At 61.2% G+C, this 11,998-nt stretch carries 11 protein-coding genes; 9 read left to right on the forward strand and 2 right to left on the reverse strand.

Annotated elements, in window-relative coordinates; genetic code table 11:
* Positions 1-25 precede the first annotated feature (25 nt).
* The 3 genes from HX855_RS01385 to HX855_RS01395 are packed head-to-tail and all read left to right on the forward strand — an operon-like array spanning position 26 to position 2,402.
* Positions 26-1,066: an ABC transporter substrate-binding protein gene (locus HX855_RS01385; protein ID WP_177089585.1), complete on the forward strand. Its 1,041-nt coding sequence runs from the start codon at positions 26-28 to the stop codon at positions 1,064-1,066.
* Positions 1,063-1,947 (forward strand): PhzF family phenazine biosynthesis protein, encoded by an 885-nt coding sequence (locus tag HX855_RS01390; protein ID WP_177089584.1) that lies wholly within the window; start codon positions 1,063-1,065, stop codon positions 1,945-1,947. The genes HX855_RS01385 and HX855_RS01390 overlap by 4 nt, the downstream gene beginning before the upstream one ends.
* Positions 1,944-2,402, forward strand: coding sequence for a RidA family protein (locus HX855_RS01395; protein WP_177089583.1), 459 nt, complete (start codon positions 1,944-1,946; stop codon positions 2,400-2,402). Before HX855_RS01390 ends, HX855_RS01395 begins: the two co-directional genes overlap by 4 nt.
* A 330-nt stretch (positions 2,403-2,732) precedes the next feature.
* Here the strand turns inward: HX855_RS01395 and HX855_RS01400 are convergent, their stop codons facing one another.
* Positions 2,733-3,074: a DUF6124 family protein gene (locus HX855_RS01400; RefSeq protein ID WP_177089582.1), complete on the reverse strand. Its 342-nt coding sequence runs from the start codon at positions 3,072-3,074 to the stop codon at positions 2,733-2,735.
* 432 nt (positions 3,075-3,506) lie between these two features.
* Here HX855_RS01400 and HX855_RS01405 point away from each other — a divergent pair, with 432 nt between their 5' ends.
* From HX855_RS01405 to HX855_RS01430, 6 genes are all read left to right on the forward strand, one after another.
* On the forward strand, positions 3,507-4,127 hold the full coding sequence (locus tag HX855_RS01405) for a hypothetical protein (RefSeq protein ID WP_177089581.1): 621 nt from the start codon (positions 3,507-3,509) through the stop codon (positions 4,125-4,127).
* A gap of 22 nt (positions 4,128-4,149) precedes the next feature.
* Complete coding sequence (locus HX855_RS01410; RefSeq protein WP_177089580.1) at positions 4,150-4,491, forward strand: FKBP-type peptidyl-prolyl cis-trans isomerase; 342 nt, start codon at positions 4,150-4,152, stop codon at positions 4,489-4,491.
* 12 nt (positions 4,492-4,503) lie between these two features.
* Positions 4,504-5,106: a GNAT family N-acetyltransferase gene (locus HX855_RS01415; protein ID WP_177089579.1), complete on the forward strand. Its 603-nt coding sequence runs from the start codon at positions 4,504-4,506 to the stop codon at positions 5,104-5,106.
* Positions 5,107-5,667: 561 nt separating this feature from the next.
* The gene (locus tag HX855_RS01420) at positions 5,668-6,384 is read left to right on the forward strand and encodes an MgtC/SapB family protein (RefSeq protein ID WP_017475457.1); all 717 of its coding nucleotides are present in this window, start codon (positions 5,668-5,670) and stop codon (positions 6,382-6,384) included.
* 292 nt (positions 6,385-6,676) lie between these two features.
* Entirely contained in the window at positions 6,677-7,303 is a 627-nt protein-coding gene (locus HX855_RS01425; RefSeq protein ID WP_177089578.1) for a response regulator transcription factor, read from the forward strand.
* Between the two features lies 1 nt (position 7,304).
* Entirely contained in the window at positions 7,305-10,937 is a 3,633-nt protein-coding gene (locus HX855_RS01430) for a transporter substrate-binding domain-containing protein (protein WP_177089577.1), read from the forward strand.
* On the opposite strand, the gene dkgB is transcribed toward HX855_RS01430, so the two are convergent.
* The gene (gene dkgB, locus HX855_RS01435; RefSeq protein ID WP_177089576.1) at positions 10,934-11,737 is read right to left on the reverse strand and encodes a 2,5-didehydrogluconate reductase DkgB; all 804 of its coding nucleotides are present in this window, start codon (positions 11,735-11,737) and stop codon (positions 10,934-10,936) included. The two genes, HX855_RS01430 and dkgB, sit on opposite strands and share 4 nt — an antisense overlap.
* Between the last annotated feature and the right edge of the window lie 261 nt (positions 11,738-11,998).

Raw genomic sequence — 11,998 nt, forward strand, 5'->3', positions numbered from 1 at the left:
CCCCTTATTTTTGTGGAGCTTGATCATGTTGAAACCCCTGTTCATCGCCAGCGCTTTACTCGCTTCAATCCTGCCTGCCGCACAGGCCCAGGACCTGAACAAAGTCACCCTGGCGTTCCCCAGCGAAGGCTTCCTGTACGTGCCGATCTACGTCGCGCAGAAACAAGGCTACTTCGCCGATGAAGGCCTGAACGTCGACGTCATCGTGTTTCAGAAAGGCGGCTCGGCAGCGCTGACAGCCGTGTTGGGGCGTGATGCCGATGCGTACGTCGGCCTGCCCGCCGTGGCGGTGCGCGCACGCACCAAGGGCCAGAACGTCCAGGCGTTCGCTGCCGTGCAAACCCAGTTTGGCAGCACCGTAGTGATCGATGGCGCCTCGGCGCACAAGGCCGGCGTGTCGGCCACCTCATCCCTGGCCGCCCGCGCCCAGGCCCTCAAGGGCTTGAAGATCGGCGTCACCGGTCCCGGCAGCACCACCGACATGCTGGTGCGCTACCTGGCCAAGGACGCGGGCCTCAACCCGGACAAAGACTTCACCATCATGCCCATTGGCGGCGCGCCGAACATGCTCGCGGCGTTTTCCCAGGGCAGCATCAACGGCTTCTCGCTGTCGCCACCCACCATTACCACCGCTGAAAAACAGGGCGGCTTTGTGCTGATGGACCTGGCCAAGGGTGAATACAAACCCCTGGACGGCTTCCTCTTCACCGCGATGATTGCCCGCGAAGACTGGCTGGCCAACAACAAGGCCACCGCCGAGAAAATGGTCCGCGCCCTGTGGCGTGCCGAGCACCTGATCGCCAGCGACCCGGACAAGGCCCGCGAGTCGGTACGCCCGTATTTCGCCCACACCGACGCGGCCATCTTCAACGCCGCCTGGACCGCCTCGCTGCCGTCCTACCCGGCAACGCCCCGCATCGAAAAAGACGGTGTTGAGAAAAACATCCGCTTCATGAACGCTGTGGAGAACGACCCGGTAAAACTCGACCCGCAGCAGGTCTACACCAACGCCATCGTCGACGCCGTGGCGCCGACTGTTTCCACCCTTCAGGGAGAGGCGAAATGACGCCCGAGGTTCACCTGGTCAATGTTTTCCCCGCCACTGCCCGTGGCGGCAACCCCGCGCCAACCGTGGCCGTGGCCGATGGCATGAGCGATGCCGACATGCAGCAAGTCGCCCGCGACTACGGCCATGAGTGCGGCTTTGTATTTGCCGCACCGGCCGGCAGCGAGTTCGATTTTGCCTTGCGCTTCTGGGTGCCCAACCACGAAATGGAAATGTGCGGGCACGCTACCGTGGGCGCGGTGTGGCTGCTGGATCAGCTGGGCATGCTGCACAAGGATCGCCTGACGTTATCGACGCTGAGCGGGCCGGTGGATGCACGGATCACCGCTGCGGGCACGCCGGATATCCAGGTGGAAATCAGCCAGCCCAAGGGCCAGGTCGAGGTGCTGAACGACGCCGAGGTCGAGGCCGAGATTCTGTCGGTGCTCGGCATCACCTCCAACGAACTGGCGCCGCTGCCGATCCAGAACGCCAGCACCAGCCGGGTGAAAACCCTGATCGCCCTGAAAAGCGTGGCGGTGCTGGACAGCCTGAAACCGGATTACCGGCGCATGCAGCAACTGTGCGAGCGCATCGGCTCCACCGGCTTGTACCCGTACGCGCCCTCGGACCTGGAAGGGCGGCAGTTCGATGCCCGGCAATTCCCCAAGTCCTCGGGTTACCCGGAAGACGCGGCCACCGGCATTGCGGCGGCGGCATTGGCGTTTGGCTTGCTGGAGAACGGCCTGGTGACGGCAGATGAACGCCCGGTGCATATCCGCCAGGGCCGGGCCATGGGCCGGCCTTCGCAAATCTCCCTGCGGTTTCGCCGGGATGAAGCGGGGCAGGTGGCAGGGTGCTGGCTGGGCGGGCCTGTGGAATTTGTTGAGGAGCCGGCATGAACGTGCGCGAAAAACTGAAGGCCCTGGGGCTGCAATTGCCCGAGGCGCTGCGCCCCAAGGGGGATTACGTGCCGGTGACGATTCACGGCGGCGTGGCGTATGTCAGCGGGCAGGTGTGTCGGCAGGGTGACCACGTGATCACCGGGCCGGTGACGGACCAGACGCTGCCTTCATTGGTTAACGAAGCGGGGCAGACGTGCGTGCTGCGGGCGTTGAGCGTGCTGGACCAGGCGGTAGGGCTGGAGAACGTTGAGCGCATCCTGTTTGTTCGCGGGTTTGTGTTGGGTGGGGAAGGTTTCCAGGGGTTCTCCAAAGTGGTTGATGGCGCGTCGCAGCTGTTGATCGAGTTGTTTGGCGAACGTGGCCGGCATGCGCGCTCGGCGGTGGGGGTGGCGGGATTACCCGGTAACGGAATGCTCGAACTGGAACTGACGGCAGTCGTTACCCAAACCTGACCTGCCGTGGTTAATGGGGCCCGCAGATCAAGATCACAGCGGCCTACCGGCCGGCTTGAGTGTTAAAAGCAAAAGCCAGCTCCAGAGCGAACACGGTCCAAATGTGGGAGCGGGCTTGCTCGCGAAGGTCGTTAACGATGACGCGGGCATTCTGATTGAACGCGGCGCCCTCAGATTCTTCGCGAGCAAGCCCGCTCCCACACTTGACCGTGGCCGCTTTGGCTTTTGATTGTGCTTTTGCTTCTACACACTCAAGCCGGCCGTTAGGCCGCCGTTACCTAAATAACGGATATGCCCCCCAACGGGGGACAAGCCCCCTCGCCACAATTGTTAGCGTGGCTGCAAACAATCCACCGCCCGATCCACCATCACGCGGGCCATATCCACCAGGTGCATCACTGAAATCACCAAGGTTCGCGATGTCCCGTCCAGATGATCGCCGGCTTGCTGCGCGGTGACTGATGCACAGTGCAGCAAGCTACTGGTGTGGGCGAGGGCGCTTTCAAAACTGGTATCCGGATCAACGGCGAATAGTGCTGGTTCTTCCGTTGTGGGAGAGGGAGCAGGGTTCAGGTAGTGGTCCAGCGCACGCTTGTACGCGGAGTGTTTTGCGCAAAGGTCTGAGGAATTATCGGAAAGGGTAAAAGGTGGATCTGGAACGATCTTGCCCATGGTTCAACTCCTAATCTAAGTTGGAGGGTCACCACCATCGCTACCAAACGATTTTAGGGTGGTGGCCGTACGCAGGTTGGTAGACCGGTGATTAGGACCCGGTGCACCCGAAGGTGCCCTACGCACGGCCACCATAACGCAGGGCCGAAAAAAAGCGCCTTGCAGAAGGGGGCGCCTAGCGCCTAATCACATCGTGGTCTACCAAACCAGAGTCACTGAATTGGCAGTGACCGCCGGAGACTAGCCATGTGATTTGGGCGGCGCAAGGGGTCAGGATTTTCTAGGAAGCGTCCTGCAAAGGAAAGGGAAAATGTCACTGATTTACCCCGGTTTGGACCCGCAATTATGAAAGTTCGTCATGCCATATCGGCATCACCCCGGGTGAGCGCGTAAACTGCCGGCTTTTTACGCGCACGAAGAGACGGTGAGCTTTTGAACACAGTAAAAACCGCAGGGCTGTTGCTACTCACTGCCGTTTTAGCCGGCTGCGGCACCTCGCCGCCCCGCACCCCCAACGACATCTGCGGCATCTTTCGCGAAAAAGACGATTGGTACGATGCCGCCAAAGTCACCCAGGCGCGCTGGGGCGTGCCGATCCAGGTGCCGTTCGCCATCATGTACCAGGAGTCCGGCTTTCGACAGGACGCCAAGACCCCGCGTAAGTACCTGTTGTGGATCATCCCCTGGGGTCGCGTGTCCACGGCTTCCGGCTACGCCCAGGCCAAGGATGAAGTGTGGAGCGACTACCAGAAAAGCACCGGTCGTACTGGCGCCAGCCGACAGGACTTTGACGACGCCATCGATTTTGTCGGCTGGTACATGGACAAGACCTACACCATCAACGGCGTGTACAAATACGACGCCTACGGCCAATACCTGAACTACCACGAAGGCTGGGGCGGTTATCGTCAGCGCACCTATGCCAGCAAAGCCTGGCTGATGCCGGTGGCCGGCAAGGTGCAGGCGCGTTCGCAGATGTACGCGGCGCAGTACGCGGGCTGCAAGAACGATTTGGGACGGGGTTTCTGGAGCCGCTTCTGGCATTGGCTGTGACGTTGGATAACGAGAAAACACCATGAGCAACGAACTGCAAATCACCGACATCCGCCTCGGCGACGGCAAAACCGTGGTCAAGGGCGCCCTGATTACCACCCAATACACCGGCACCCTCGAAGACGGCACGGTGTTCGATTCCTCATGGGAACGCGGCAAGCCGTTTCAATGCGTGATCGGCACCGGCCGCGTTATCAAAGGCTGGGACCAAGGCCTGATGGGCATGAAAGTTGGCGGCATTCGCACGTTGTTTGTGCCGGCGCACCTGGCTTACGGTGAACGGTCGATGGGCGCGCATATCACGCCCAACAGCAATCTGCGGTTTGAGATTGAGTTGCTGGAAGTACTCACACGGGATGATTGAGGAGCGATGAACATGGAGGTTGTTGAAACAGTGGAATTGCCGCGCAGTTCGATAGCGGGCATTCGGGTGGTGGAGCTGACCCTTGAGGATGAGGCCGAGCTGCAGCGCTTTTTCGAGGCGGCGCCGGAGTATTTCCTTGCAGTGAATGGTGAACCTGCCACGCCCACGGAGGCACGGGATGAGTTGACGCTTCAGTTGCCTGACACCTGGAGCTACACGCGGATGTACTGGATTGGCTACCGCGATGCTGAAGGGCAACTGGTGGCGGTGGTGAATGTGGCGTCTGATCTGCTGGCGGTTGGGGTGTGGCATATCGGGCTGTTGTTGGTGGCCACGCCGTTGCACGGCAGCGGGTTTGCGCACCAGTTGCATGCGGATTTCCAGGCATGGGTGGTGAGCCTTGGGGCGCGCTGGTTGCGGCTGACGGTGGTGGTGGGGAATGCCAAGGCCGAGCGCTTTTGGCCCAGGCTTGGGTATGTTCAGGTGCGTACCCGGGATGGGGTAGAGATGGGGCGGCAGGTGAATCGGGTTTCCATTCAGGTGAAGGCTCTGGATGGAGGGCAGGTTGACGAGTACCTGTCACGGATCGCCCGTGATCGACCCGGGGCGATATAGACAGTCCACCCGGAATTTGCAGGTGTACACCTCCAGTGTGGGAGCTGGCTTGCCTGCGATGGCGGTGGTTCAGTGATGAATCGGCTGGCTGACACTGCGCCATCGCCGGCAAGCCAGCTCCCACATTTAATGGGTTCCATGTTCAATATCTTTGCTTGAAGACCCACCTGAACCCTTCCTGAAGAACCTGCCCAAACCCACCGGGTAAATTTTCCTACGGTTTACTCTCCTGAAATCGGAGCGTAAGCTTCGCGCGTTTTCATCAATAGCGGAGACCCTCAGTGGGTACTTGTTCGAGTGACAGTCGTCGGCCGGTCTCGATAACCGGCACATACTTGGCAAGATAACGCGCATTTTTCCGATGCCGTTGTCTCGCCCAACAGCGAGAAGCGGCATCCCGGTGGCGGCCAGTCCTGGCCCGATCCCGAATTCCCTCTCATCGACGCTTAACCGTACGTGATGCCTTGCATCGCGGTACTGCGCGCGCGCCTGTCGGTTGACCCAGACGCTGAAGGTTTCTACATCCGCCTGTTTGGCGGGTAATGAATAGGGAAGAGTCCTATGCAAGCAATCAACAACATCAACCTCAACTCGCTGGTGGACACGCTGGTCAGCCTCACCGCGGCTTTCATCCTCGGCGGGCTGATCGGTTTTGAACGCCAGTACCGCCAACGCACGGCGGGCTTGCGCACCAACGTGCTGGTGGCCGTGGGGGCGGCGATTTTCGTCGACATGGCCAACCGCCTGGGCGGCGCCGAAGGGGCGGTGCGGGTCGTGGCCTATGTGGTCTCGGGCATCGGTTTTCTCGGTGCCGGCGTGATCATGCGTGAAGAAGGCAACGTGCGCGGGCTGAATACCGCCGCCACGCTCTGGGCGTCGGCGGCGGTGGGCGCCTGTGCCGGTGCCGACCTGATCCTGGAAGCGCTGCTGGGTACGCTGTTTGTGTTGGCGGCCAACACCTTGCTGCGGCCGATCGTCAATAACATCAACCGTCAGCCGTTGGACGTGGTATCGGCCGAGGTGACCAACATTCTGTATGTGGTGGCCCGTCGTACCCAGCAAAAGGCCGTATTGGCCTTGCTCGAAGCCGAACTGGCCCGCTGCAACTACCCGGCCAGTGATGTGGACGTGCGCCCCTTTGGTCCTGAAGAGGTGGAAATCGAAGCCACCCTGGCCGTGACCTCGGTAGACGGTGACGAACTAGACGCTCTGGTGGCGCGTATATCCACCTCGGCCCTGGTGGTACAGGCGTTCTGGAGCCCGAGTACCACCGACTAGCCGGCGTCGGCTCCCCGGGAGCCGGCTATTTACTATGCTTCTATTGAGGAAAAGTCCTACATATAGCTGGGACTATCCCTTCAGCTGTTGCGTCATTCCATTGGTAAGGTTGCGCGCTTGCGACTAGCCAGGCACCCCGGTGCCGCTACCCATGGCCAGGCGTTTTTCAATGGAAGGGATCCGGCTATCGTTTGTAGGAATGTTCAGCTCCGTTCGTCGGAACTGGTATTTCTCACAGGTAGATAGGTCCCGTTTGATGTGCAACGGTACTGAATTCTCCCAGGGGAGCCCTATGAGCAAAGCTTTAATCGTGGATGACCACCCATTTATCCGCGCAACCGTTCGATATTTATTGAAACAGGAAGGCTTCGACACGATCTACGAGGCCGGCAACGGCGCCGATGCCATGCAGATCGCCAGGGAGGAGCGTCCCGAACTGATCATCCTCGACCTGGCCATGCCGAAGCTGGGTGGCCTGGAGGTGATCAGCCGGATCAAAGCGCTGGGCCTGCCCTGCAAAATCCTGGTGTTGACCTCGTACCTGGCGGTGTTTTTTTCCACCCGTTGCATGCGCGCCGGCGCGATGGGCTTTGTTGCCAAGACCGGCGAGCTGGATGAGCTGCAAAAGGCCATAAAGGCTGTGATGTCCAACTACAGCTGCTTTCCCAGCTTGCCCACCAGTTCGGTGCGCCGGGACGATTTGCAGTCCACTGAGCAGGACCTGGTGGCGGAGCTGTCCGACCGTGAGTTGACGGTGCTGCAAAAGCTGGCCCTTGGGCTGGGCAACAAAGAGATTTCCGAGGACATGCTGCTTAGCCACAAGACCATCAGCACCTATAAAACCCGCCTGAAGGAGAAGCTCAGAATGTCGTCGGTGGTGCATTTGTCCAAGTTCGCCCAGCGCAATCACCTGATCTGAGATGACCACGCTCCGGGTCTTGTGGCTCCGTGCAAGCCTGTTGCTGGGCCTGCTCTGTCTACACACCCCGGCGCTGGCTGAGCCTCGCCCCCTTTTCCTGTTGGGGCACTCCCTCCTCGAAACCCCAGCCGCAGCGCTGGATGACGCTGACTGGCGCTGGCTACGCGAGCGCCGGCGCTTGCTGATGGGGATCTCGGGGCCCGATTACGCGCCGTTCGAGTTGAGCAGCAACGATGAACTTGAGGGGATCACGGCAGATTACGCGGCACTGGTCGGCGATGCGCTCAACATCAAGATAGACGTGCGCCGCTACGATAATCGCGATGAAGTGATCACCGCGCTCAAGCGCGGTGAAGTGGACGTGGTGGGCTCGGCCAATGGCTACGAAGCGGCAGACCCGCAGCTGTTGCTGTCGCGCTCCTATGCCATGGACCAGCCAACCCTGGTCACCCGTACCGGCGACAGCCAGACCCTGAGCGCCGACCTGGCGGGCAAGCGTGTGGCGATGTTCTATCACTATATGCAGCCTGATGCGGTACAGGCGTTTTATCCCCATGCCCGGCTCCAGCTGTTCCCGTCATCCTTCGAGGCCATTGGCGCCGTGGCGTTCGGCCAGGCGGATGTCTACCTGGGGGACGCCATCAGCACCAACTACCTGATCAACAGGAACCACCTGAACAACGTTCGGATGGCCGATTTTTCGTCACTTGAAGTGAACCCTTTCGGCTTTGCCTTTTCCCGGGACAACACCCGGCTGCTGCGTATTTTCAACGCGGCACTGGCGGTCATTCCCGCCAGTGAGCAGATGGAAATCCTGCGGCGCTGGAATGCTGCCAACCTGGGGTTCCTGGGGGCGGACCGGCTGCGCTTGAGCGCCAGCGAGCAACGTTGGCTGGAAAGAAATCCACGGATAAAAGTGGCCGTACTGGACAAGTTCCTGCCGATTTCGTTTATCGACAAACAAGGCGAGTTCGAAGGCTTGAGCGCCGACGTACTGGCCCGCATCAGCCTGCGCACCGGGTTGAAATTCGACGTGGTCAGCGGCAGCTCATTGCCCCAGCAGCTGGACAACGTCCGCGCCGGCGCAGCCGACATGATCGCCGTGGTGACCCCCAGCGCCGAGTCTGCGGACAAGGTGCGTATTTCCCGGCCTTACCTGAACAACCCGTATGTGCTGGTCAGTCGTGCCGACGCCGGCAGCCCGCTCACCCTGGAAGACATGACCGGCAAGCGCCTGGCGCTGCTCAGTGGCAACAGCCAGCAGGAAAGCATCGCCCGGGACTATCCCACCCTCCGGTTTGTGACCGCCGAGAACCCCGAGCAGAGCCTGGCGCTGGTGGCCAACGGCAGCGCCGATGCGGCCGTCATTACCTTGATCGGTGCGCGTTACATCATCGCCCGCGAGTACCGTGACCGCTTGCGGGTGACCAGCACCATCGGCTCCGAACCGGCCCGCATAGCCTTTGGCGTCAACCGCAGCCAACTGGAGTTGTATTCGATCCTGGACAAGGCGCTGCTGAGCATCACGCCCCAGGAAATGGATGAGCTGACCAGTCATTGGCGCAGCGAAGTAGTGATTGAAGACAGCTACTGGCTGCGCCACCGCAACGCGATCATCCAGGGTTTCGGCCTGGCGGCGCTGTTGCTGCTGATCACCCTGGGCTGGGCGATGTATCTACGTAGCCTGATACGCAAACGGGTCCAGGCCGAGCGTGCCCTGAGCGACCAGATGCGCTTTATGAGTGCGCTGATCGACGGCACGCCCCATCCGATTTATGTGCGTGACCGCCTGGGCCGGCTGATGGCCTGCAACAGTGCTTACCTTGACGTGTTCGGTTTCAAGCTGGAGGACGTGGTGGGCAAGACCGTGGTCGAGGCCGACACCGGCAACCGCCCCCAGGCCCAGTCCTTTCATGAGGACTACCTGCGCCTGATGGAGCGGGGCGAGCCGCAGATCCATGACCGCGTGCTCAAGGTACCGGGAGGGACGGTCCTGACGATCTACCATTGGATGCTGCCGTACCGCGACGGTGATGAGCAGGTGGTGGGCATGATCGCCGGTTGGGTGGATGTGAGCGAAAGGCAGCACCTGCTGGGCCAGTTACAGGAGGCCAAGGAAGACGCCGATGCGGCCAATCGCGCCAAGACCACCTTCCTTGCAACCATGAGCCATGAAATACGCACCCCCATGAACGCCGTGATCGGCATGATTGAGCTGGCCTTGAAAGGCGCCGAGCAAGGCCGGGCTGACCGTGATGCGCTGGAGGTGGCGGCCGACGCATCACAGGGCATGCTGGAGTTGATCGGCGACATCCTCGACATCGCCCGCATCGAGTCGGGCCACCTGTCCCTGGCCATGGAACCTTCAAACCTGCATGAGGTGCTGACCTCCGTAGCGCGGGTGTTCGATGGCCTGGCACGGGCCAAGGGGTTGGTATTGCAGGTGGAACTCGACCCGCTGATTGATCGATGGGTGCTGGTGGACCCGATGCGGTTCAAACAGGTGGTGTCGAATTTGCTGAGCAACGCCATCAAGTTCACCCCCCAGGGCCAGGTGCGGCTTGGTGCTGCCGGCTCATCGGCGATTACCAACGGGTACTTGAACCTCAGGCTGTGGGTGGAGGACACCGGCATCGGCATCAGCGTCGAAGACCAGCAGCGCCTGTTCAACCCGTTTATCCAGGGCAGCAACGCTGCGCAATCGGCGCGCAGTGGCTCGGGCCTGGGCCTGGTCATCAGCCGCAACCTGTGCGAGATGATGGGCGGGCAATTGCAATTGAGCAGCCTGTTGGGGCAGGGCACCCGGGTGGACGTCACCCTGGAACTGGCCGTCGTCGACACCGCCTTGAAACCGCCGGTATCCGTGGCCCTGCCGACCCCGCCGGCTCACGCGCTGAGCATTCTGGTGGTGGATGACTACCCGGCCAACCGGTTGCTGCTGGCCCGGCAGTTGCGTTTCCTGGGGCACCGCATCACCACCGCCGCGGAGGGTGTCGAGGGGCTTGAGTTGTGGTTGTCCGGGCAGTTCGACGGGGTGATTACCGACTGCAACATGCCGTTCAAGGACGGCTACGAACTGGCGCGGGATATCCGCACCCTGGAGCATGAGCGCGGTGTGGCGCCCTGCCTGCTGTTGGGGTTTACCGCCAATGCCCAGCCGGAGGAAGTCGAGCGTTGCCGGCAGGCGGGCATGGACGGCTGCCTGTTCAAACCCACCGGGCTTGAGGATTTGCGCGCGGCCCTGGCGTCGCGCACGGCCACGCCCTCGGTGGTCCCGGGTGAGGCCTCATCGAAGGTGGACTTGAGCGCTCTGGAGAAATTGACCGGCGGCGATATCGACGCGGTCAAGGAGCTGCTGGCGCCGTTGCTTGACAGCCTTGAGGCCGATCATCGCCAACTGGCGATGTTGCAACACGCGGCAGACTTTGCCCGGCTGCATGACCTGGCCCATCGCACCAAGGGCGGTGCACGGATGGTCAAGGCCCAGGCGCTGATGGACTGTTGCGAGGTTTTGGAGAGTGCCTGCGAACGACAGGCCCATGACGAACTGGCCGGCGCTGTCGCCGCGGTGGACGAGGCGCTGGGGCAGTTGCATCACACGCTGTCGCTCTATTGCAACCCGCCTGGGGTTTAGTCCCAGTTCGGCGCGATGCCTTTGGGGCTGGTCAGGCGATGGCCGCGCTCCAGGCCGGCGATCTGTGCCATGTCGGCGTCGCTCAACGTCAGGTCCAGGGCCTTGAGGTTGCTGGCCAGGTTGGCGCGTTTGGTGGATGACGGAATCACCGCGTAGCCCCGTTGCATGGCCCAGGCGAGGGTCACCTGCGCCGGGGTGGCTTGGTGACGTGTGGCGATCTGCTGGATCACCGGGTCCTTCAGCACTTCGCCGTAGGCCAGGGTCATGTAGGAGGTGATCTGGATGCCCTGGGCTTGGGCAAAGTCCACCACGGTGCGGTTTTGCAGGTACGGGTGCAGTTCGATCTGGTTGGTCGCGATGTGCTCGGCGCCGACGGCTTCAATCGCCTGCTTCATCAGGTCGACGGTGAAGTTGGAGATGCCGATTTGGCGGGTCAGGCCCTGGCGCTTGGCTTCCAGCAACTGGGCCATGAATTCGGCGACGGGTACCTGGTCTTCCGGGGATGGCCAGTGGATCAGGGTCAGGTCCAGGTAGTCGGTCTGTAGCTTGCGCAGGCTTTCCTTGAGGCTTGGGATCAGTTGGCCTTCGGCGAAGTTGGCGATCCAGATTTTACTGGTGATAAACAGCTCGTCTCGGGGGATGCCGCTGTGGGCAATGGCCTGGCCGACGTCGGCTTCGTTTTCGTAGATTTGCGCGGTGTCGATGACACGGTAGCCCAGTTCGAGGGCGGTGCTGACGGAGTCGATGACGACCTGGCCTTGCAGGCGGAACGTGCCGAGGCCGAATGGGGGGATGGGCATGGGTGACTCCTGAAGTGATGTGAACAATGGAGTTGAGTATCGGCTTGTCGTTCCTTTGGAAAAACCGCTGAATCTGAAAAGGAGTTTTTACCAGGAGTCATGAGTGGGGTTTTTTGGGGGTGGGGGTGGAGTACATATCCGTTGCTGCGGTAACGGCCACTTAGGGTTCCGCTCTTACAGCGGGTCACTTTTGGCAAACGCCCTGTACGGACCGGACACATGGTGGACACATGTGCGGGGACATGGTTGACACATTATGGC

Origin of the sequence: Pseudomonas sp. IPO3778, from assembly GCF_013386825.1 — a bacterium.
Lineage (GTDB): Bacteria > Pseudomonadota > Gammaproteobacteria > Pseudomonadales > Pseudomonadaceae > Aquipseudomonas.